Annotated in this window: 19 protein-coding genes; 5 read left to right on the top strand and 14 right to left on the bottom strand. The window is 68.4% G+C overall.

The features are described 5' to 3' along the window. Positions 1 to 72 precede the first annotated feature (72 nt). The 13 genes from G6N13_RS17765 to G6N13_RS17705 all read right to left on the bottom strand — a co-directional run bounded on the left by G6N13_RS17765 (position 73) and on the right by G6N13_RS17705 (position 16194). A complete protein-coding gene (locus G6N13_RS17765; protein ID WP_163699084.1) occupies positions 73 to 1044 on the bottom strand; it encodes a cell division protein FtsQ/DivIB in 972 nt (323 codons plus the stop codon). Next, positions 1041 to 2501, bottom strand: a complete 1461-nt coding sequence (murC, locus tag G6N13_RS17760; protein ID WP_163699082.1) for a UDP-N-acetylmuramate--L-alanine ligase — start codon at positions 2499 to 2501, stop codon at positions 1041 to 1043. The genes G6N13_RS17765 and murC overlap by 4 nt, the downstream gene beginning before the upstream one ends. Next, complete coding sequence (murG, locus tag G6N13_RS17755) at positions 2501 to 3604, bottom strand: undecaprenyldiphospho-muramoylpentapeptide beta-N-acetylglucosaminyltransferase (RefSeq protein WP_407663747.1); 1104 nt, start codon at positions 3602 to 3604, stop codon at positions 2501 to 2503. Before murG ends, murC begins: the two co-directional genes overlap by 1 nt. Then, positions 3601 to 5280, bottom strand: a complete 1680-nt coding sequence (gene ftsW / locus G6N13_RS17750; RefSeq protein ID WP_163699080.1) for a putative lipid II flippase FtsW — start codon at positions 5278 to 5280, stop codon at positions 3601 to 3603. The genes murG and ftsW overlap by 4 nt, the downstream gene beginning before the upstream one ends. 5 nt (positions 5281 to 5285) lie before the next feature. After that, positions 5286 to 6740, bottom strand: coding sequence for a UDP-N-acetylmuramoyl-L-alanine--D-glutamate ligase (gene murD / locus G6N13_RS17745; RefSeq protein ID WP_163699078.1), 1455 nt, complete (start codon positions 6738 to 6740; stop codon positions 5286 to 5288). A gap of 1 nt (position 6741) precedes the next feature. Further along, positions 6742 to 7821 carry a phospho-N-acetylmuramoyl-pentapeptide-transferase gene (gene mraY / locus G6N13_RS17740; protein ID WP_163699076.1) on the bottom strand — a complete coding sequence of 360 codons (1080 nt, stop codon included), beginning with the start codon at positions 7819 to 7821 and terminating at the stop codon, positions 6742 to 6744. Further along, on the bottom strand, positions 7818 to 9296 hold the full coding sequence (locus G6N13_RS17735; RefSeq protein WP_163699074.1) for a UDP-N-acetylmuramoyl-tripeptide--D-alanyl-D-alanine ligase: 1479 nt from the start codon (positions 9294 to 9296) through the stop codon (positions 7818 to 7820). Before G6N13_RS17735 ends, mraY begins: the two co-directional genes overlap by 4 nt. Continuing rightward, positions 9293 to 10834 (bottom strand): UDP-N-acetylmuramoyl-L-alanyl-D-glutamate--2,6-diaminopimelate ligase, encoded by a 1542-nt coding sequence (locus tag G6N13_RS17730; RefSeq protein ID WP_163699072.1) that lies wholly within the window; start codon positions 10832 to 10834, stop codon positions 9293 to 9295. The genes G6N13_RS17735 and G6N13_RS17730 overlap by 4 nt, the downstream gene beginning before the upstream one ends. A 37-nt stretch (positions 10835 to 10871) precedes the next feature. Continuing rightward, entirely contained in the window at positions 10872 to 12755 is a 1884-nt protein-coding gene (locus G6N13_RS17725; RefSeq protein ID WP_163702266.1) for a peptidoglycan D,D-transpeptidase FtsI family protein, read from the bottom strand. A gap of 62 nt (positions 12756 to 12817) precedes the next feature. Continuing rightward, a complete protein-coding gene (locus G6N13_RS17720; RefSeq protein ID WP_163699071.1) occupies positions 12818 to 13954 on the bottom strand; it encodes a cell division protein FtsL in 1137 nt (378 codons plus the stop codon). After that, positions 13954 to 15111, bottom strand: coding sequence for a 16S rRNA (cytosine(1402)-N(4))-methyltransferase RsmH (gene rsmH / locus G6N13_RS17715; protein ID WP_163699069.1), 1158 nt, complete (start codon positions 15109 to 15111; stop codon positions 13954 to 13956). Before rsmH ends, G6N13_RS17720 begins: the two co-directional genes overlap by 1 nt. Next, on the bottom strand, positions 15086 to 15517 hold the full coding sequence (gene mraZ, locus G6N13_RS17710; protein WP_163699067.1) for a division/cell wall cluster transcriptional repressor MraZ: 432 nt from the start codon (positions 15515 to 15517) through the stop codon (positions 15086 to 15088). Before mraZ ends, rsmH begins: the two co-directional genes overlap by 26 nt. 269 nt (positions 15518 to 15786) lie before the next feature. Then, complete coding sequence (locus tag G6N13_RS17705; protein WP_163699065.1) at positions 15787 to 16194, bottom strand: SCO2097 family morphological protein; 408 nt, start codon at positions 16192 to 16194, stop codon at positions 15787 to 15789. Between the two features lie 272 nt (positions 16195 to 16466). Between G6N13_RS17705 and G6N13_RS17700 the strand changes: the two genes are divergently transcribed. The 4 genes from G6N13_RS17700 (at position 16467) to G6N13_RS17685 (ending at position 20505) form a co-directional block, all read left to right on the top strand. Continuing rightward, the gene (locus G6N13_RS17700) at positions 16467 to 17066 is read left to right on the top strand and encodes a GNAT family N-acetyltransferase (RefSeq protein ID WP_163699064.1); all 600 of its coding nucleotides are present in this window, start codon (positions 16467 to 16469) and stop codon (positions 17064 to 17066) included. A gap of 23 nt (positions 17067 to 17089) precedes the next feature. Beyond that, positions 17090 to 17776, top strand: a complete 687-nt coding sequence (locus G6N13_RS17695; protein WP_163699062.1) for an LppM family (lipo)protein — start codon at positions 17090 to 17092, stop codon at positions 17774 to 17776. Positions 17777 to 17888: 112 nt separating this feature from the next. Beyond that, positions 17889 to 18947, top strand: coding sequence for a bifunctional (2E,6E)-farnesyl/geranyl diphosphate synthase (gene idsA2 / locus G6N13_RS17690; protein WP_163702264.1), 1059 nt, complete (start codon positions 17889 to 17891; stop codon positions 18945 to 18947). Between the two features lie 4 nt (positions 18948 to 18951). After that, a complete protein-coding gene (locus tag G6N13_RS17685; protein WP_163699059.1) occupies positions 18952 to 20505 on the top strand; it encodes an alpha-(1->6)-mannopyranosyltransferase A in 1554 nt (517 codons plus the stop codon). Here the strand turns inward: G6N13_RS17685 and G6N13_RS17680 are convergent. Beyond that, the gene (locus G6N13_RS17680; RefSeq protein WP_197746805.1) at positions 20423 to 20827 is read right to left on the bottom strand and encodes an Rv2175c family DNA-binding protein; all 405 of its coding nucleotides are present in this window, start codon (positions 20825 to 20827) and stop codon (positions 20423 to 20425) included. The genes G6N13_RS17685 and G6N13_RS17680 overlap by 83 nt on opposite strands. A gap of 38 nt (positions 20828 to 20865) precedes the next feature. Between G6N13_RS17680 and G6N13_RS17675 the strand changes: the two genes are divergently transcribed. Then, the gene (locus G6N13_RS17675; RefSeq protein ID WP_163699054.1) at positions 20866 to 22074 is read left to right on the top strand and encodes a protein kinase domain-containing protein; all 1209 of its coding nucleotides are present in this window, start codon (positions 20866 to 20868) and stop codon (positions 22072 to 22074) included. Positions 22075 to 22126: the final 52 nt, after the last annotated feature.

The raw sequence follows: 22126 nt of genomic DNA, 5'->3' as shown, positions 1-22126 counted from the left end.
TCTCGCCGAATGTCCTACCCGCGTCACTCTGGGTGCCAAACGTCACTCTGGTGTGACAGTCGGTGCCCTGAGCTACTTGACGGTCGGCAGATCCGGGCTCGACACGTCGTAGACCTTGCCCGGTTGCGTCAGCAGCGCGGCCAGCTTCTCGGCCTTCTCTTCGGTGCGGTCGGTCGTCCCCCACACCACCGTGCGGCCATCCGTCAGCGTCAGCGTCACCGACGCGACTGACGGCGCGGCCACCCGGCTGACCTGAGCCACCACCTCCGGGCGCAACGCCGTCATCACCTCAAGTGCGGCCCCGGTCGGCTTATCGGTGGGGCCGGGGTGGTCGACGTCGATATAGGGAAGCCCGGGCGGCGGCGGCGCGGTCGCGAAATCGACGCCGTCACGGTCGAACAGGTGCGGACCGTCGGGATAGTCCTTCACCACGATCGGAATGCGCTCGACGATCGTGATCCGCAGCGTCGACGGATACTCCCGTTGCACCCGAGCGCTGGCCACCCGCCGAATACCGGCCACCCGGTCGGCAACCTGGTCGGTGTCGATCTGCAGCAGCGGGGTGCCGATCGTGACCTTGGCCGCGTCGACGACCTCATCTCGGGTGACCGCGCCGGTCCCGGTGATCACCAGCGAGCGGGCCGACATGACGGGAGTGAAATAGAGGATCAGCCCGAGCGCGACGCTGACGACGGTCAGCGCAATCAGCCAGGTGATCAGCTTCAGGCCGCGAATGGCCCGCTTACCCAAGGCTTTCGGGGCTTCGACGGTCTGCCCGCGAACCTTTCGCTTGGCCTCGCGGCGGGCGTCTTCGATCGCGGTGGCGCGGGCCTGGGCGGCGCGTCGTTCCGCGCGCTCGCGGCGTTCCCGCATGCGGGGGCCTTCGAGGTCTTCCTCGGGCTCGGGATCGACATTCTGCACGTCGTCACCCGTGCTTTCGCTGCCGGGTGTCGGTTTGGCCAGGATGGGGGCGTCCTCGGCGGGGGCGTTCTCGGCCACCTCGGCGGGCGCCTCACCCTCGCCGTCGCCCTCATCCGGAGTCATCGATTCCTCTTGGCGTCCAACGCCGTCAGGATCTCCTGGCCGAGCATCGTCACATCGCCGGCACCCATGGTGACCACGACATCACCCGGGCGGGCCGAGGCCGCCACCTGTTCGGCGACCGCGGAGAAGTCGGGAATGTACGTCACCTCGACGTTGACGTGGTCGGCGATCGTCGCACCGCTGACGCCTGCAATCGGTTGTTCACGGGCACCGTAAACATCAAGGACGAAGACCCGGTCGGCATCGCTGAGGGCCTCACCGAACTCCCGCGCGAAAATCTTTGTCCGCGAATATAAGTGGGGCTGGAAGACGACGATGGCGCGACCCGCCCCAGCATGGGTCGTCTCACCCTGGCGGGCCAGTGTGCGCAACGCCGCCAAAGCGGCACGGACTTTCGTAGGATGATGGGCGTAGTCGTCAAAAACCCGCACGCCGTTGATTGTGCCCACCAACTCGAATCGCCTGCGCACACCCTCGAATCCGGCAAGCCCATCGAGGGCGCCTTCGACAGAAGCTCCCGCTTCGATCGCCGCCAATAACGCCGCCAGTGCGTTCAAGGCCATATGCCTGCCCGGCACCGCCAGACGTATCGCCCGCGGATACGGTTCACCCGCGAGTGCAACGTGCGCCAACGCACTGGTGCCCTGTTGCTCCCAACTGAGCAGTGTCGCCGCCAGGCCCGGAACCGGGCTGCCGTCCCGGGAGCTGCCGTAGCGCAACACCGGGATACCTTGCTCCGCAGAACGATCGGCCAGTGCGGCGGCACCGTCGTCGTCAGCGCACGCGATCAACACACCTCCTTCCGCCAGTCGCTCGACGAATGCGTCGAAAACCGCGGTGTAGGCCTCGGCGGTACCAAAGAAGTCCAGGTGATCGGCCTCGATATTGGTCACCACCGCGACGTCCGGCGTGTATTCGAGTAACGAGCCGTCACTCTCGTCGGCCTCGGCCACGAAACACGTGCCGCTGCCGTGGTGGGCGTTGGTGCCGGCCTCCCCCAGATCACCGCCGATCGCGAATGAGGGGTCAAACCCGTTGTGCTGCAACGCCACAACAAGCATCGAGGTCGTGGTTGTCTTGCCTGCCGTACCGGTGACCATCAGCGTGCGGTAGCCGGCCATCAGCTTGGCTAGCACCACGGGCCGCAAGATCACCGGGATACCGCGGCGGTGCGCCTCCACCAGCTCGGGGTTGGTCTTCGGGATCGCGGCGTGCGTGGTGATCACCGCGGTGACTCCCCCGGGCAGCAGGTCGAGATTGGCCGCGTCGTGGCCGATGCTGATCGCCGCGCCGCGTGCCCGCAACGCCACCACCCCGCGAGACTCCTTCGCGTCGGATCCCGACACCATGCCACCGCGGTCCAGCAGGATCCGGGCGATACCGGACATTCCGGCGCCACCGATGCCGACCATGTGCACCCGCTGCAGTTCGGGTGGCAATCCCTTGTGGCCGCTCATCACCGCTCCTTCCGCGTGCGCGCGACGGCCAGGGCTACCTCGGCGACCCGCTGCGCGGCGTCGCGGTGACCGACCGATGCGGCGGCCGCCGTCATCGCCTGCAGCCGTGGCGCGTCGGTGAGCAGCCCCGCCACCTCGCGGGCGATGAATTCTCGTGTCAGCAGGGCATCTTCGACCAGAAGTCCGCCACCGGGGTTGACCACCGGCAGTGCGTTGAGCCGTTGTTCACCGTTGCCGATCGGCAGCGGTACGTAGACCGCCGGCAGCCCCACCGCGGACACCTCGGCCACCGTCATCGCTCCGGACCGGCAGATCGCCAGGTCGGCGGCCGCGTAGGCCAAATCCATCCGGTCCAGGTAGGGCACCGCGACATACGGCGGATCGCCGGCCTGCGGGGCCCGCAGGTCGAGGGTGTTCTTGGGGCCGTGAGCGTGCAGCACAGAGACTCCGGCGGCGGCAAGGTCAGCGGCGGCGGCCGACACGGCGCGGTTGATCGAGGCCGATCCCTGCGAACCGCCGAACACCAGCAGCACCATGGCGTCGTCATCAAAGCCGAAGTGCTCCCGCGCGGTCGCCCGCAGTGCGCCGCGATCCAGCGCGGTGATCGACGCCCGCACCGGCATGCCCACCACCTCGGCGCGCCGCAGCCCCGAATCGGGAACGGCGGCAAGCACTCTGCGGGCGCTGCGGGCGCCGAGTTTGTTGGCGACACCGGCACGCGCGTTGGCCTCGTGCACGACGACCGGGACGCGGCGCCGGGCAGCCAGGTAGGCCGGAACGGAGACGTATCCGCCGAAGCCGATCACCACGTCGGCCTCGACGCTGTCGAGGACGGCCCGGGTCTCGCGCACAGCTCGGCGCACCCGGATCGGCAGGCGGACCAGGTCACCGTTGAGTTTGCGGGGTAGCGGCACGGGCGTGATGAGTTGCAGGTCGTAGCCACGGTCGGGCACCAGCCGGGTCTCCAACCCGCGCGCGGTGCCCAGCGCGGTGATGCGGATGCTGGGGTCAAGAGCCCGCAGCGCGTCGGCGACCGCCATGGCCGGTTCGACATGTCCGGCGGTGCCTCCACCGGCAAGGACGACCGACACCGAGACACTCACCCGTAACGCTGACCTTCCAATGTGCGGGACCGCCGTGCGCGGCTGCTTCCCTCATTCGGATGCGCCACGCTGTTGCGCGGAGCGTCACCATGATGCCCTGCACGCCGGGTCGGCCGCTCGGCCGTCCGGGTTTTAGCAGGTACGGCCGCACGTTCACGGGTCGGCTGAGATGTGCGGGCCGGTTTCCTGGCCGGCTTGGCGGTCTTGGCCGCCGGCCGGGCAGCCCTGGCAGGCTTGACGGACTTAGTGGGTTTGGTGGGTTTTGCGGGCTTATCCCCCGGCGTGCGCAGCCGGTCGCGCAATGCCTCCACCCGCGACGGCACGTAAGGCTCGGGCAGGGGCAACCGCAGCACGCGGTTCACCCGGTCCTCGCGGCCGGCGCGCAGCGCGGCCACCGCTTCAGGTTCGTGCCGAGCGGCGTTGGCCATCAGCCCGATCATGAATAGCGTTGTGGCCGTAGATGTTCCACCGGCCGAGATCAGCGGCAGCTGAATGCCCGTAACCGGCAGCAGGCCAATCACGTAGCCCACGTTGATGAAGACCTGGCCGATCACCCACATGGCGGCGGCGGCGGTCAGCAGCTTCAGGAACGGGTCGGCCGAGCGCTTGGAGATCCGCATGCCGGTGTAGGCGAACAGCCCGAACAGCGCGAGCAGCCCGAACGCACCGACGTAACCCAGCTCTTCGCCGATGATCGCGAAGATGAAGTCGTTGTGCGCGTTGGGCAGGTAATTCCATTTCGCGGTGCCCTGTCCGAGCCCGTCGCCGAACACACCGCCGTTGGCCAGCGCGAACTTGGCCTGCCGGGCCTGGTAGCCCGAGCCCTGAGCATCGGCACCGGGGTCCAGCCACGACCGCACCCGGTCGGAGCGGTAGCCCTCCGAGACCGCCAGCACCGCGGCCGCACCGACGGCCGCGACCAGCGAGCTCACGAACACCTTCAGCGGCAGGCCCGCGTACCAGAGCAGAGCCAGCAGGATGATGCCCAGGGACACGGTCTGGCCGAGATCGGGCTGGGCCACGATCAGCACCAGGGCGACCACCGCGGCCGGGATCAGCGGAATGAGCATTTCCCGCAGCGACGCTCGTTCCAGACGCCGGGTCGCTAGTAGGTGCGCGCCCCAGATGGCGAACGCAATCTTAGTGAGTTCCGAGGGCTGCATCGACAGGCCCGCGACGACGAACCAGCCGCGGGAGCCGTTGGATTCGTGGCCGATGCCGGGAATCAGCACCAGCACCAGCATCACGATCGTGACGGCGAACGCGGCGAACGCGGTGTTACGCAGGAAGCTCACCGGCACCCGCAGGGCGATCCAGAATCCGATCAGCCCCACGACGGTCCACAGAACCTGACGACCGAAGATCGCCCACGGTGAACCGTCCTCGTCATAGGAGTGCACACCGGACGCGGACAACACCATCGTCAGACCGAGCGTGACTAGCAGTGCCGACACCGAGATGATCAGGTGGAACGAGGTCATCGGCCGGCCGAGCCAGGCGCCGAACTTCAGCGGCACGTGGAACCTGGGTTTGGCAGGGGCCGCGACGGCGGTTTGGGCTTCAACGGGCTCGGTGGTGGCCTCGGCGCCGTCCTCAGCGACGACGTCGTCGGTCTCCGGAGTTTCTGGGGTGTCAGCTGGGCCGCGACGGCGCAGCCGGGACAGGAGCTTGGCCACGGCGACTACCGGGCCGCGGCGCGCACAGCGGCGGCGAACGAGTCGCCACGCTCGGCGTAGCCGGCGAACTGGTCGAACGATGCCCCGGCCGGGGCCAGGAGCACCGCGTCACCGGTTCGGGCCAGACTGGCGGCAGCGGCGACGACCTCGGTCATCACCCGGGCGCCCAGGTCGGGCCCGGAGGCATCGACCACTCGAGCCTCATGAGTAACAGTGGTCTCATGCACCACAGCATCCTCCCGCGTCACAACCTCGATGACGGGGACATCGGCCGCGTGTCGCGATAACGCCTCGGCAACCACCGCGCGGTCGCGGCCGATCAGCACCGCTCCGACCAGCCGATCCGCGACCCGGGCGACGAGATCTTCGACGGACGCGCCCTTGAGCAGGCCGCCGGCCACCCACACCACCCGCGGGTAGGCCAGCAGCGAGGCCTGGGCGGCATGCGGATTGGTGGCCTTGGAGTCGTCGACGTAGGTGACGCCGTCGACAACGGCCACCCGTTCGGCCCGATGCCGGCCGACCTGGAAGCCGGCCAGCGCATCCGCGATCGAGGCGGGTGCGACGCCGACGGCCCGAGCAAGCGCGGCCGCCCCCAGTGCGTCGAGCACGCCGACCGGCCCGGCAACGGAAATCGAGACGACTGGGGCGAGCTGCACGTCGTCACCGAAGGCTCGGTCGACGAGCATCCCGTCACGCACCCCCAGCTCCCCCGCCGCCGGCTCACCGAGCCGAAAACCCGCCTTCACCGGAGCGGGCGCGGCAGGAAGCAGTCCGGCCGCCGGCGCGTCGTCGAGTCCGACGACGGCCACCCGGCCGGTCAATGCGACAGCCTTGGCCGCCGCGTAGGCGTCGAAGCCACCGTGCCAGTCGAGATGGTCTTCGGCGACGTTGAGCACGGCGCCAGCATCCGGGCGCAGCGACGGCGCCCAGAACAACTGGAAGCTGGACAGTTCCACGGCCAGCAGATCGGCCGGCTGAACGAGCACGTCGAGCACCGGGTCACCGATATTGCCGCACAACACCGCGCGGCGGCCATCGGCGACCAGCATCGCGTGCAGCATCGAGGTGGTGGTGGTCTTGCCGTTGGTGCCGGTGACTACCAGCCAGCGCCGCGGCGGCCCGTAATGCCCGGCAGCATCCAGGCGCCAGGCCAGCTCGACGTCACCCCAGATCGGGATGCCGGCCGCGGCGGCCGCCGCCAGCACCGGGGCGCCCGGCGGAAACCCCGGACTGGTGACCACCAGAGCGAAATCGTCGATCGCGATGACCGCGTCAGCGGGCGTGATGGTCGCAATACCGTTGTCCGATACGGCTTTCAACATGTCAGGGCTGTCGTCGCAGACCTTGATGCGCACATCGAAGGAGGCCAACGCCGCCACGATCGCACGCCCGGTGACCCGGGCGCCGGTCACCAGCACCTGCGCCCCCGAGGTCAGCTCCCCCAGACCGGGCTGCATGTCAAGCCCCGATGGCCGACAGCCACTCGCCGTAGAACAGGGCCACGCCGAGCCCGCAGGCGATTGCGGTGAGCAGCCAGAACCGAATGATCACCGTCGTTTCGGCCCAGCCGACCAGCTCGAAATGATGGTGGAACGGCGCCATCCGGAACACCCGGCGTCCGGTAGTGCGGAAGGCCAGGATCTGCACCACCACCGAGGTGACCTCGGCGACGAACAGCGCGCCGAGCACCACGGCCAGCACCTCGGTGCGACTGGTGACCGACAGCCCGGCGATCATGCCGCCCAGCGCCAGCGAACCGGTGTCACCCATGAAGATCTTGGCCGGTGCGGCATTCCACCACAGGAACCCTATGCACGCCCCCGCGGTCGCGGCGGCCAGCAGCGCCAGGTCCAGCGGGTCGCGCACGTTGTAGCAGCCCAGCCCGGGGGCGGTGGCGCAGGCATTGCGGTACTGCCAGAACGTGATCAGCACGTAGGCGGCGCTGACCATCGCCATGCTGCCGCCGGCCAGCCCGTCGAGACCGTCGGTGAGGTTCACCGCGTTGGACCAGGCGCTGACGATGACCACGCAGAACAGTACGAACACCGCCGAGCTCAAGGTGACGGTGGCGATCTCGCGCACATAGGACAGCTCGGGGCTGCCCGGGGTCAGCCCGTCGGCATTGCGGAACTGCAGTACGAGGATGCCGAACAGCACCGCGGCGGTGAGCTGCCCGACGGTCTTGGCGGTCTTGTTCAGACCCAGGTTGCGGGAGCGCCGGATCTTGATCAGGTCGTCGACGAAACCGACCGCACCCAGCGCGGTGGCCAGGCCCAGTACCAGCAGTCCCGACGCCGACGGACCGTCGCCGTCGAGCGCGAGGCCGACCAGGTGGGTGCCGAAATAGCCGGCCCAGATGCCGGTGAGAATCGCCACCCCGCCCATCGACGGTGTGCCGCGCTTGCTCTTGTGGCTCGGCGGGCCGTCCTCGCGGATCTCGTGGCCCAGGCCCTGACGGGTGAACAGCCTGATCAGCGCGGGGGTCAGCAGGATCGACACCGCCAGCGCGATGCCGACGGCAATCAGGATCAGTCTCATTGGCTGCCGCCCAGGAGGGCCTCGGCCAGCGTGCCTAGACCCGCGGAGTTCGACGCTTTGACCAACACGACGTCGCCGGGCGCCAACTCGGCGCGCAACAGTGCCAGGGCAGCGTCGGCGTCGTCGACCATGGTGGATTCCGAACCCCAGGATCCCTCCATGACCGCGCCGTGATGCATGGCGTTCATGGGCCTCCCGGTTCCGACAACGACGAGTCGACTGATATCTAAGCGCACGGCGAGCCGTCCGATGCGATCATGTTCGGTTACCGAATCGTCCCCCAGCTCCGCCATCTCACCCAGCACGGCCCAACTTCTGCGGTTCTCCCCCGAGCGCGCCATCACCGCCAGCGCCTGCAGACCGGCCTTCATCGAATCGGGGTTGGCGTTGTAGGCGTCGTTGACGACGGTCACCCCGTCGGCGCGGGTGTGCACCTCCATCCGATGCCGCGACGCCGGGCCTGCGGCCCCCAGCGCGACCGCCACCTGCTGGGGTGTCGCCCCGCACTCCAGCGCCACGGCGGCCGCGCTCAACGCATTGCCAACCTGGTGTTCACCGTGCACGGCCAGCTGTACATCGGCCGTGCCGGACGCGCTCACCAACAGGAAGCGGGGCCGGGCCAGGTCATCGAGTTCGACGTCGATGGCGCGGATGTCGGCGCCCTCGGACTGCCCGACCCGGACCACCCGCGCGGCGGTACGCTGCGCCATCGCGGCCACCATCGGGTCATCGGCGTTGAGGATTGCCACCCCCGAGGCCGGAACCGCCTCTACCAGTTCGCCTTTCGTGGCCGCGATGACCTCACGCGAACCGAACTCACCCAGGTGCGCGGTGCCGACGTTGAGCACCACCGCGATCGACGGCGGGGCGATCGCGGCCAGCGCGGCGATATTGCCGGGATGCCGCGCGGACATCTCCAGAACCAGATAGTCGGTGTCCTCGGTCGCGCGCAGCACGGTCCATGGATGGCCGAGCTCGTTGTTGAAGGAACCCGGCGGGGCCACCACCTCGCCCAGCGGGCGCAGCACCGCCGCGATGAGATCCTTTGTCGACGTCTTACCCGACGATCCGGTGACCCCGACGATCGTCAGCCCGCCGGCGACCAGCTTGGTGGCCACCGCCGCGGCCAGTTTGGCCAGCGCGGCGAGCACCGCCGCACCGGCCCCGTCGACATCGTGTTCGAGCACTCCGGCGTTGGCGTCGATGGCGGCCACCGGCGGCACGATGATCGCGGGCACCCCGACCGGCCGGGCGGCGAGCACCGCCGCAGCACCGGCCTCGACGGCACCCTTGGCGAAATCGTGGCCGTCGGAGCGCGCGCCGGGCAACGCCAGAAACAGTCCACCCGGGGTCACGGCCCGCGAGTCGAACTCCACCGTCCCGGAGACCACTCGCCGGGCGGCCTCCTGCGGGCTGATATCGGCCAGTTCCCCGGAGACGAGCTCGGCGATCTGGGCCACGGTCAGCGCGATCATCGGCCCGCCCCCCGGTCATCGAGGGCCGCCACGAGCTCCTCACGATCGTCGAACGGCCGGGTCTGCCCCGCCGCGCTCTGCCCTGTCTCGTGGCCCTTACCGGCGATCACCACGACGTCCCCGCTACGGGCCCAGTCCACCGCGTGCCGGATCGCCGCGCGCCGGTCACCGATCTCTATGACTTCAGCGCCATCAGCCCGTGAAGCGCCGGTGACGATGGCCGCCCGGATGCGTTGGGGATCCTCATGGCGGGGGTTGTCGTCGGTGACGATCACCAGGTCGGCAAGCTCAGCGGCGATGCGGCCCATAGGTTCTCGCTTGCCGGGGTCGCGATCACCGCCTGCACCGAACACCACCGCAAGCCGGCCCTGCGGACGTTTGAGCGTCTCCAGAACCGCCTGCAAGGCGCCAGGCTTGTGCGCGTAGTCGACGACGGCCAGGAAGTCCTGGCCGCGCTCGACGGTTTCCAGCCGGCCCGGCACCGAGGCGTCGCGCAGGCCCGGCGCGGCCTGCTCCGGCGATACCCCGACGACGTCCAGCAGCGCCAGCGCCAACAACGCGTTGGCCACGTTGTAGCGGCCCGGCAGGCGAATCCGAAGCCGGTGGTGCACCCCGGCGGGGTCCACCGCGGTGAACTCCTGCCCGCCGCCGTCGAGAACCACCACGTCCTCGGCCTGCCAGTTCGCCGGGTGCCCCTCGGCCGACACCGTCACCGGCTTAGCAGCGCGGCGGGCCATATCGCGGCCCGCCTCGTCGTCGACACAGATCACCGAGACAGCGGCGTGCGCGGGTGAGGCCGGGTCGAACAGCCGGGCCTTGGCTTCGAAGTAGGCCGCCATCGTGGGATGGAAGTCGAGGTGGTCGCGGGACAGGTTGGTGAACCCGCCCGCCGCGAACCGGATGCCGTCGGTGCGGCCCAATTCGAGCGCGTGGCTGGAAACCTCCATGACCGCAGTGTCGACGCCGCGCTCGGCCATCACGGCCAGCAGCGCCTGCAGTGCCGGGGCCTCCGGGGTGGTCAGGGCACTGGGGACGTCGGCACCGGCGATCCGGACGCCGACGGTGCCGATCAGGCCGGGGATACGTTCCGCCGACTGCAGACCGGCCTCGATCAGATGGGTCGTCGTGGTCTTGCCGGACGTTCCGGTGACACCGAGTACCACGACCCGGTCAGAGGGGTGGCCATAGACCGCCGCGGACAGTTCACCGAGCACCGAGCGGGGCACCGGATGCACCAGCACCGGGACGGGCGGCGTGTCGCCGAGGAGGCGGTGGATGACGGCCAGACCCTCGGCGTCGGTGAGTACCGCGACGGCCCCGCCCCCGAGGGCGGTCGCGGTGTATTCCGCGCCGTGCGCCGACGAGCCGGGCAGCGCCGCGAACAGATCCCCGGGCAGTGCGTCCTGGCCACGCAGGGTGATGCCGGTGATCGCCACGTCGGGCGCGACACCGCCGGCGGCAGGCACCGCACCGACGTTGGCGGCCAGTGTCGGCAAGGTCAGCGCTGGGGTGGTGCGGGGCCGCAGGGCATTGGTCATCGGGTTGTCACCCTACCCAGCGATCGGGCTCGGTCGGCTACGTGGCCTGCAGGATCAGCGGCGCGCCGGGATCGGCCGACAGCGGGATATTCTGCCGCTGCAGCAACCACGCGGCGATGTTGTGGAACAGCGGTGCGGCCGAGTGGCCCGGTGTGCCGTCCGGATTGCGCTGCGGGTTGTTCATCATGATGCCGATGACGTAGCGGGGATTGTCGGCGGGCGCCATACCGGCGAAGGTGATCCAGTAGACATCGCTGTAGTAGCAGCCGCAGGCCGGGTTGATCTGCTGAGCGGTGCCGGTCTTGCCGGCGATCTGGTAGCCGTCGACCGCCGCGGGTGCCCCGGTCCCCTGCTGGTATCCCATCGGGTCACGCTGAACGATGGCGCGGAACATGTTGCGCACCGTGCGCGCCGTCTCGGGGGCGACCACCCGGATGCCGGCCGGCTGCGGCTCTTCGGTGCGGGTGCCGTCGGAGGCGATGGTGGCCTTGATTATTCGCGGTGGGATACGCACCCCGTCATTGGCGATGGCCTGGTACATCCCGGTCATCTGCAGCAGGGTCATCGAAAGGCCCTGCCCGATGGGCAGGTTGGAGAACGTACTGCCCGACCATTGGTCGATCGGCGGTACCAGGCCCGCGCTCTCGCCGGGCAGCCCGACATTGGTGCGCTGGCCGAGCCCGAACTTGCCGAGCATGTCGTAGTAACGCTCCGGCCCGATCCGCTGCGCGAGCATCAGGGTGCCGACATTGGAGGACTTCCCGAACACGCCGGTGGTGGTGTAGGGCATCACGCCGTGGCTCCACGCGTCGCCGACGGTCACACCGCCCATATTGATCGAGCCGGGTACCTGGAGCACCTCATCGGGGTTCGACAGCCCGTACTCGATCACCGATGAGGCGGTGACGATCTTGTTGACCGACCCGGGCTCATAGGGCGAGGTGACCGCCAGGTTGCCCATCTGCTTGTCTTGCTGGCGCCCGATGTCCTGGCTGGGGTCGAAGGTGTTGTCGTTCGACATCGCCAGCACTTCACCGGTTTTCGCGTCCAGCACCACTGCCGAGACGTCCTTGGCGCCGGACATGTCCTTGGCCTGCTGGACCTGCTGCTGCACGTAGTACTGGATGTCGTCGTCGATGGTGAGCTCAATGGTGGAGCCGTTCACAGCGTCGTGCTTGTTGCGATAGCTGCCGGGGATGACGACGCCGTCGGAGCCACGGTCGTAGGTGATGGAGCCGTCGGTTCCCGACAGCTTGCCGTCCATCGAATCTTCGAGACCGAGCAGTCCGTGGCCGTCCCAGTCGATACCGCCGACGATATTGGCCGCCAGCGCACCACCGGGGTACTGGCGCAGGTCCTGGCGTTCGGCGCCGATCTCGGGGAACTTCTTGGTGATCGCGTCGGCGATCGCGGGATCGACAGCGCGCGCGAGGTAGACGAAGGTCTCGTTGCTGCGCAGCTTCTTCAGCAGGGTCGCCGCATCGGGCTTGTTGTTGAGTTTGGCGGCCACCTCGGTGGCGATCTGGGTGAGCCGCTTGTCGGGATCCGGTGCGGTAGGCGACTTTTCCTTGGCCTCGGTCAGCTGCTTACGAATCTTGACCGGCTGAAAGGTCAGCGCCCTGGCTTCGATGGTGAAGGCGAGCTTGTCGAAGTTGCGGTCGACGATGCTGCCACGGACCGCCTTTTCGACATCGGTCACCTTGAGCTGACTGGCTGCCTCCGCGCGCAGGCCCGCGGCCTGGGGTACCTGAAGGTTGAACAACTGGACGGCGGCGATCCCGAGCGCAAGGAAGATGACGATATTGCCCGCCCGGTGGCGGAAAACGAATGACGCTGTCCAGCTGCCACTTTCAATGGGCTCGCGGGTGCGCCGCGACTTGGCGGACCGTCCTTGCCCGGCCTCCGGCTGGGTGTTGACCACGCGGGAGCGTCCCCGGGCGGCCTTGGCGGGTCCGGTGGTCTTATCGGACTTGTCCCGACGGCTCACTGCCCAGCACCGACGGGCGCGACCGGCGCTGCGGGCACAACGTCAGGCGTCAGAGCCGGCGGGGCGGCGTCAGCGGGCACAGGCAGTACGGCCGGGGCCTGGGCGGGCACTGCCAGCGCACCCGGCGGCGGCGCCGGAAGCGGGGCCGACAGCAGCGCGCCGGGAATTGGGGACACCCCGGGTAGCGGCGCTGCGCCGGGCCCAGTCGGCAAAGTCATTGCCCCGGGCGGCAGCACGGTGCCGGGCGGGAGAACCGTTGCGGGCGGGACGCTCAGAGCACCAGGTGGCAGGGTCACAGCACCATTGAACGGCAGCCCACCCGGGGGCGTCGGTACGACACGCACGGGAACCTCGGGCGAACTGCCCGGCTTCGGTGCGGCAGCGCCGGGCGGCGCGGGCGCGGCCGGCGGCGCAGGCACAGCGTCGGGCAGCTTGTTGTTCAGCGGGGGCGGCGGGGCACCCTCGGCGGGCTTGGGCTTGCCGACCACCGTCCAGTTGCCCGTCGGGTCCTGCACCAGATGGGCGGTGTCCTTGGACGGGATCATGCCCAGGTTGCGTGCGGACTCGGCCAGCGCGGGCGCGGACTCCGCCTCCAGCACATCCCTTTCGAGGGCTTCCTTCTGCTGCGAGAGCGCCTGATTGGTCGAACGGGCGGCGCCCAGCTGATAGGACCGCTGTGCGGCATCGGTGGACAGCCACAGCGTGACAGCCAGCCCGATCCCGAGTGAACCGATGACCAACACCACGAACGGAACCTTCGCCATCATTGTCTGCGGACGTAGATCGATGGCGACCAGCCTGGCGATCATCCGATCGCGTAATGGCGGCCGAATGACTTTGGGGGCCTTAGCCTTGCGCGCCTTTGCCCGGGCCTTGGCCTGGCTGACGTTCTTGGCCCGTGCCGGGCGTTCGGCCGGCCGGGCGACAGGTGCGGTCTGCGGTCCCTGTCGCAGCCCACGCGGCTCGTGGGGCCGGCGAGCGGTCGCGCGACCACTGCGCGCCGTACTCTCCGCGCTGCGGCGCCGCGCGGTGGCGGTACCGGTCTTCTTGGCCGCCTTCTTGGGGTTTTCTTTCTTGCCGCGCTTGGCTTCTGCTCGATCTCCCGGACCCGCTGGTTTGCGCCCGACCTTCATCAGCTCATCCCTCCCCGTTGCGGGTTGTCCGGCGTCACTCGTTGCAGTGCCCGTAGCCGGACCGGCGCACTGCGCGGATTACGTTCGATTTCCTCGGCGTCAGCACGTTCGGCACCGCGGGTGATCGCGCTGAATTCCGGCTCATAGCCCGGCAATTCGATCGGTAGGCCTTCCGGCGACCGGGAGGCCGTCGCCGCGGCGAACGCGGTCTTGACGATCCGATCCTCGAGCGACTGATAGGACATCACCGCGATGCGCCCACCGGTCCGCAGGGCGGCCAGCGCAGCGGGCAGCACCTCCGACAGCGAGTCCAGCTCGGCATTGACCGCGATCCGCAGCGCCTGGAAAGTCCGCTTGGCGGGGTGACCGCCGGTCCGCCGAGCCGGTGCTGGGATGCCGCGGTAGATGATCTCGACGAGTTCGCCGGTGGTGGCCAGCGGCGCCTGCTGACGCTGCTCGACGATCAGGCCGGCGATCCGATGAGCGAACTTCTCCTCGCCGAAGCGGCGCAGGATGTCGGTCAGCGCGCGGCGGTCATAGGTGTTGAGGATCTCGGCCGCGGTCAACGGGGCGTCGGTATCCATCCGCATGTCCAGGGGCGCGTCCTTGGAGTAGGCGAACCCGCGCTCGACCTGATCGAGCTGCATCGAGGAGACGCCGAGGTCGAGCAGCACGCCGTCAATCGAATCCGTTGTCGCGTAACCCGCCTCGACCAGCGCATCGGCGATGCCGTCGTAGCGGGTGTGAACCAGGGTGAGCCGATCGGCAAACGGGGCCAGCCGCTCCCCGGCGATCGCCAGCGCGCCAGGATCTCGGTCGAGGCCGATCAGTCGCAGCCCGGGGAATTCGGTCAGGAATCGTTCGGCGTGCCCGCCGGCACCCAGCGTGCCGTCCACCAGGATGGCCCCGGGCCGGGCCAGTGCGGGTGCCAGAATCTCGACACAGCGGTCGGGCAGGACGGGGACATGCCCGTGGTCGGATTCGTCAACCACGACGGGACCTCCGAGATCAGGGTGAGCTCCTGCAGCGAGGTCCCTGCCCGGGACGGCGAACCTGGCGTTGGGGAAGTACGTCAGGGTCGGTTCGGGCAGAGGCCACGATGCACGGGCTACCTCCGGCTGAGCGACCAGCTCAGATGATGTCGCTGAGTGCTTCATCGCTGGCCGCGGAGAAGTTCTCTTCGTGGGTCTCTTGGTATTCCTGCCAGGCCTGGGCGTCCCAGATCTCGAGGAAGTCGACGGCGCCGATCACCACGCAGTCCTTGGACAGGTTGGCGTAGCGCCGGTGATCCGCGGACAGCGTAATCCGGCCTTGGGTGTCGGGGTGCTGTTCGTCGGTGCCGGCTGCCAGGTTGCGCAGAAACGCACGCGCCTCCGGATTGCTGCGCGAGGTCTGAGTAGCCCGCCGAGCCAGCTGTTCGAACTCCGCACGCGGATAGACGGCAAGGCTGTGATCTTGGCTCTTGGTGACCATCAACCCTCCTGCCAATGCGTCGCGGAACTTGGCGGGCAGTGTCAGCCGCCCTTTGTCGTCGAGCTTGGGCGTGTAGGTGCCGAGAAACATGCTGCGCACATCCCTTCACGCCTACCGCCCCGGAGCCGTCGCTCCGTTAACCGCCACAATACCCCACAATCCCCCACTTTGCTCCACAGAATCGTCTTGTTTCAGCCACCGCTCACCACTTTCTGCCACCGAAAGCACACCCGGGCACCACAAAGCCCCACCGCTGTCGACAAAAGACCAGGTCAACGCACAGTGGGGCCAAGTGGGGGGGTTTGGGCAAACAAAAACGGGGCAGCCGGTTGGCTACCCCGTAGGCGAGAAGTTCGCGCTCACTCGTCGAAACGCCGCCGGAACCGATCCTCCATACGGCTGGTGAACGAACCGCCAGCGCCCTTGGCCTTGCGCTGACGCGGGCCCGACGACGAGGACGGACCGGACTTGTCCCGTCCGCCGACGACGCGCGGGCCGGTGATCGCGAACACGACGCCACCGAACATCACCATGAAGCCGACCACCGACAAGACCGGGAAGCTGCCGATCATGGTGGCTTTGAACGCGACCCCGGCGACCAGCATCGCCAGGCCGATCACGAACAAACCGGTGCCTTGCAGCCGTCTCCGCGTCGAGGGAGCCCGCAGAGTTCCACCTCGTACGCTCGAGGCAAACTTGGGATCCTCGGCATAGAGTGCGCTCTCGATCTGATCGAGCATGCGCTGCTCATGATCGGAGAGTGGCATTCGTCCCTCCTTGCCGATGCGACGGTCACGATTCCGATAAAACTTGGCTGCCCAGCGATTACCGGGGCGACTAACCAGATGATACGAGCTGAACGTGCGCCGTACCACCTAGTTGGTCCACCCGATTGTAGCTGTGTCCAGGGGTTGTTCTGTTCCCGCCATCATCACGTAAGGGGCTCGTCAGCACCTCACCCGAAACGTCGGGCCGGGCCTGCCCCGATAATGGCGATAAACCCATGACCGATCAGCAGACGACGAAGGGCACCTAGGCGTTGGCGACTTTCCTCATCGATCTGTCGCCCCATGCCATGGCGCAGCGTCTTCACGACGCATTGACCGTGTACGTCGACGCCATGCGCTACCCCCGCGGCACCGAAGGCCAACGGGCGGCGATGTGGCTCGAGCACACCCGCAGACAGGGCTGGAAGGCCGTCGCGGCCGTCGACACCGAGACCGCGCCCGGTGAGGAGGCCAGCCCCGAGGCATTGGCTGCCGCTCCGCTGCTCGGTATCGCCTACGGCTATTGCGGGGCCCCGGACCAGTGGTGGCAGCAGCAGGTGGTGGCCGGGCTGCACCGTATCGGGGTGCCTGCCGACGAGGTCGGCGCGCTGATGAGCAACTACTTCGAACTCACCGAGCTGCACATTCACCCCAGCGCCCAGGGCCGGGGACTCGGTGAGGCGCTGGCCCGCCGGCTGCTGACCGAGCGTGGCGAAGCCCACGTGCTGCTGTCCACGCCGGAAATCCTCGGCGAGGCCAACCGCGCCTGGCGGCTGTACCGGCGGCTGGGCTTCACCGACGTGATGCGCGGCTACCACTTCGCCGGCGACCCGCGGGCATTCGCGATTCTGGGCCGCAGCCTCCCGCTTTAGCCCGAATCTGGCACGATACCGGAGTGCGCGACCGATCCCGCCGCCTGCGCTTACGCGCCGTGGCGCTACTGCTGCTACTCGTGGCGCCCCTGGCGGTCGGCTGTGTACGGGTACACGCCTCGATCACGGTATCGCCCGACGACCAGGTGTCCGGGCAGATCCTCGCCGCCGCCAAGCCGCGCGATTCCAGCGACCAGGGACCGCAGTTCGATCTCAATGTGCCCTTCAGCCAAAAAATTTCGGTATCGAAGTACGACACCGACGATTACGTCGGCTCCCAAGCGGTGTTCTCGAACCTGAGCTTCTCCGAGGTGCCGCAGCTGGCCAACCTCAACCGTGAGGCGGCCGGGGTCGACGTTTCGCTGCGCCGGGCGGGCAATCTGGTGATCCTGGAAGGCCGGGTCGATCTGACCAGCGTCAGCGACCCCGATGCCGATGTGGAGTTGACGGTGTCCTTTCCCGGCGAGGTGACCTCCACCAACGGCAACCGGATCGACACCGACGTCGTCGAGTGGAAGCTCAAGCCGGGCGTCGTGTCGTCCATGAGCGCCCAGGCCCGCTACACCGACCCCAGCACCCGGTCGTTCACCGGCGCGGTGATGTGGCTCGGGCTCGGCGCGCTGGTCGTCTGCGGTGTCATCGGTTGGCTGGCCTGGGTAAGCCGCGACCGTGCACCGCGGTTCGCAGGAGCCGATCAGTCCGACAGCTAGCCGCTGGGTGGAGCAAATTACTACCAACGCTCTACTCTGGGAGCACCCACCCTCGTTCACAGAAAGGGGCGCCGCGCTGAGCGTCCAAGCAGCAGCTCCGTCAGCCGTCCAGCTGGCCGGCGCCGTTACTGATCAACTGCGGGGATATCTGGCTGGCCGCCGCGCCGACGCCGCCTATATCGGCACCGACTACGACGGGCTCATCGCGGCCCTGGAGGACTTCGTCCTGCGCGGTGGCAAACGAGTGCGGCCCGCGTTCGCCTACTGGGGCTACCGCGCGGTGACCGCCGAGCCCGACGCAAGCGTGGACGACGGGATCCTGCTGCTGTTCTCGGCGCTGGAGCTGCTGCACGCCTGCGCGCTGGTCCACGACGACGTGATCGACGATTCGGCGACCCGGCGCGGCTGGCCCACGGCCCACGTCCACTTCACCGACCTGCACCGCAGCCGTGGCTGGCGCGGCTCTCCCGAGCAGTTCGGCCGGTCGGCGGCCATCCTGCTGGGCGACCTGTCGCTGGTGTGGGCCGACGATATCGTCGCCGCGGTGGATCTGTCGGCCGACGGGCGGCGCCGCGTCCAGCGAGTGTGGTCCGATATCCGCACCGAAGTCCTCGGCGGTCAGTATCTCGACATCGTGGCCGAATCCAGCGGCGCCGAGTCGATCGAATCGGCGATGAACGTCAACACGTTCAAGACCGCGTCCTACACCATCTCGCGGCCACTGCAGCTGGGCGCCGCGGCCGCCGCCGACCGGCCCGATGTGCAGAGCATCTTCCATGAGCTGGGCACCGACCTGGGTGTCGCGTTCCAGCTGCGCGACGACGTGCTCGGCGTGTTCGGGGACCCCGCCGTGACGGGTAAGCCCTCCGGGGACGACCTGCGCTCCGGGAAGCGCACCGTGCTGCTGGCCGAGGCCGTCGAGCGGGCCACCGCCACCGATGCGGGCGCCGCCGAAAGGCTGCGGGCCGGTATCGGCACCGAGCTGACCGACGCCGACGTGCGCCAGCTGTGCGATGTCATCGAGTCGGTCGGTGCACTGGCTGCGGTGGAGGCCCGCATCGAGCTGCTCACCAACCGCGCGCTGGGCCTGCTGGGCAGCGCACCGATCAACGCGCCTGCCAAGGCCGGGCTCACGGAGCTCGCCAGATTGGCCGCGAATCGGTCGGCCTAGGCCCATGTCCGCTCGCGCATCCACCCCACCAAAACCGCAGGCCGGCGCTGCCCGCCTGGCGGCGTTCACGGCCGGCGACGAGGGCCGGCCGGCGCTGCTCGGTTTTCTCGGCGCGGTCCTGATCACCCTCGGCGGCCTGGGTGCCGGGAGCACCCGCCAGCACGACCCGCTGCTCGAGTCGCTGCACCTGTCGTGGCTGCGGTTCGGCCACGGCCTGGTGGTGTCGTCGGTGCTGCTGTGGGGCGGCGTGGTGGTGATGCTGGTGGCCTGGCTGTGGGTGGGCAGACGCGTTACCCAAACCGACGCCGAGGTCAGCGATTACTCGATGATCGCGACGACGGGGTTCTGGCTGGCGCCGCTGTTGCTGAGCGTTCCGCTGTTCAGCCGCGACACATACTCGTATCTGGCGCAAGGTGCACTGCTGCGCGACGGCCTCGACCCCTACGCCGTCGGGCCGGTGGAGAATCAGAACTCGTTGCTGGACAACGTCAGCCCGATCTGGACAACCACCACCGCGCCGTACGGGCCGGCGTTCATTCTGGTGGCCCGCTTCGTCACCAGCGTGGTCGGTGACCATGTGGTGGCCGGCACGATGCTGCTGCGGCTGTGCATGCTGCCCGGACTGGCGATGCTGATCTGGGCGGCCCCGCGGGTGGCCCGCCATATCGGCGCCAATGGTGCGGTGGCCCTGTGGATTTGCGTGCTCAACCCACTGGTGATCATCCATCTGATGGGTGGCGTGCACAACGAGATGCTGATGGTCGGGCTGATGATGGCCGGTATCGCATTGACGTTCGCCCGTCATCACGCCGCCGGCGCGATGCTGATCGCCATCGCCGTCGCGGTGAAGGCCACCGCCGTGCTGGCGCTGCCGTTCATGGTGTGGGTGTGGATGCGGCATCTGCAAGAATCCCGGAAGCTAGGCGCGATAAGGGCTTTCGTGACCGCGTCGGCGGCGTCGGTGGCCATCTTCGTCGCGGTGTTCGTGGTGTTGTCCTGGGTGGCCGGCGTTGGTCTGGGCTGGCTGACAGCATTGGCCGGCTCGGTGAAGATCATCAACTGGCTGACCGTCCCGACCGCGATCGCCAACCTCACCAACGTCGTCGGCAGCGTGTTCCTGCCGGTGAACTTTTACGCCGTCCTCGAAGTCACCCGCATCGCCGGGATCGTGATCATCGCGGTGTCACTTCCGCTGCTGTGGTGGCGGTTTCGGCACGACGACCGCGCGGCCCTGACGGGCATCGCGTGGGCGATGCTGATGGTGGTGCTGTTCGTGCCCGCCGCCCTGCCCTGGTACTACACCTGGCCACTGGCGGTGATCGCGGCGCTGGCCCAGTCGCGGGCGTCGATCGCGCTGATCGCTGGGTTCTCGACGTGGATCATGGTGATCTTCAAACCGGACGGCTCGCACGGTATGTACTCGTGGATCCACGTCCTGCTGGCCACCGCCTGCGCACTGGCGGCCTGGTATTCGCTCAGTAAGCCATGGCCTGAGCGCGCCGAATCACCTCGCGGGCCTGATGCGCGTGCAGCGCGTCGACCGGACGGGCATTACTGATCGACTCGCGTGACCCGTCGCGGGTGATCGTCAGCGACGGATCGGCGGTGAACAGCCAGCGCAGGATCTCGGTGTCGTGATAACCGCCATCGCGCAGGACGGCCAGCAATCCGGGCAGGCTCTTGACCACATCGCCGTCCTGGTTGAGGAAGGCTTTGGGGATCATCGGGACACCGCCGCGCCGCACTGCCACCAGGTGGCCCTCACGCAGCTGCTGGTGCACCTTCGTCACGGGGATACGCAACAGCTCGGCGACTTCGGGAAGGTTGTAGACGGGCTCATCGGGATCCAGTACGTCCTGGCCGGCCGGAATGCTGCTCACCCGCATGATTCTAGGACGATCCAGCCCGCGGATACCATGTGGCGGTGACGTCGGACCCCTTGATAAGCGTGTTGCTGGAAGGCCGGTACCGCGTCGACGCCAAGATTGCCACCGGCGGAATGTCGACGGTGTACCGCGGCCTGGACGTCCGCCTGGACCGGCCGGTGGCGCTGAAGGTGATGGATTCGCGCTACGCCAGCGACAGCCAGTTCCTGACCCGTTTCCAGCGCGAAGCCCGCGCGGTGGCCCGGTTGAAGGACCCGGGCCTGGTGGCGGTGTACGACCAGGGCCTGGACAGCAGTCACCCTTTTCTTGTCATGGAGCTCGTCGAAGGCGGTACGTTGCGCGAGTTGTTGCGCGAGCGCGGCCCGATGCCCCCGCACGCCGCGGCCGCGGTGCTGCGCCCGGTGCTCGGCGGTCTGGCCACCGCGCACCACGCCGGGCTGGTGCACCGCGACGTCAAACCCGAGAACGTCCTGATCTCCGATGACGGCGAGGTCAAGCTCGTCGACTTCGGCCTGGTGCGCGCGGTGGCTGAAGCCGGTATCACCTCGACCAGCGTCATCCTGGGCACCGCGGCCTACCTGTCCCCCGAACAGGTCAGCAGTGGCGCGGCCGACGCGCGCAGCGACGTCTACGCCGTCGGGATCCTGGCCTACGAATTGCTCACCGGCACAACACCGTTCACCGGTGACAATCCTCTGACAGTCGCCTACCAGCGGATGGACAACGATGTCCCGTTACCCAGCACGGTGATCAGCGGGGTGCCACGCCAATTCGACGAGTTCATCGCGAAGGCCACCGCCCGCACGACCGTCGACCGCTTCGCCGATGCCGAGGAGATGGCCGAGGATCTCGACGCGATCAGCCAGGAGTTGGCGCTACCGAAATTCCGGGTGCCGGCGCCGAGCCACTCCGCCCAGCACGCCGCCGCGACGGCGTTTCACAGCCGGCCCACTGAGGACTACCGGGCTGCCCTGCCGGTACCCCCGCCGGCGCCGCAGGGGGTCAAGAATCCCACTCGTGCGCTCATCCGCGATCCGCAAGACTGGCAGCCCGCCGAGGCCGACGACGAAAGCCTGGACATACCAGCACAATTCGCCGGTATCGACATCGGCGAATTCGTCTGGGAGCGGCAGCGCGCCCGGCGGTCGCTGGTGTTCTGGATGCTGATCGTGCTGCTGCTCACCGCTGGGGTGGCCGCCGCCGGCTGGACGCTGGGGACCAATCTGGGCGGCCTACTGTAGCCCGATTGTCGGACTCCTCAACGCGGCTCGTTCCTCGCCGCTCGATCGTCGT

This window comes from Mycolicibacterium sarraceniae (assembly GCF_010731875.1).
Classification (GTDB): domain Bacteria; phylum Actinomycetota; class Actinomycetes; order Mycobacteriales; family Mycobacteriaceae; genus Mycobacterium; species Mycobacterium sarraceniae.
Note: the sequence above shows the minus strand (reverse complement) of the source record. Positions and strands in the feature narration are given on the sequence as shown.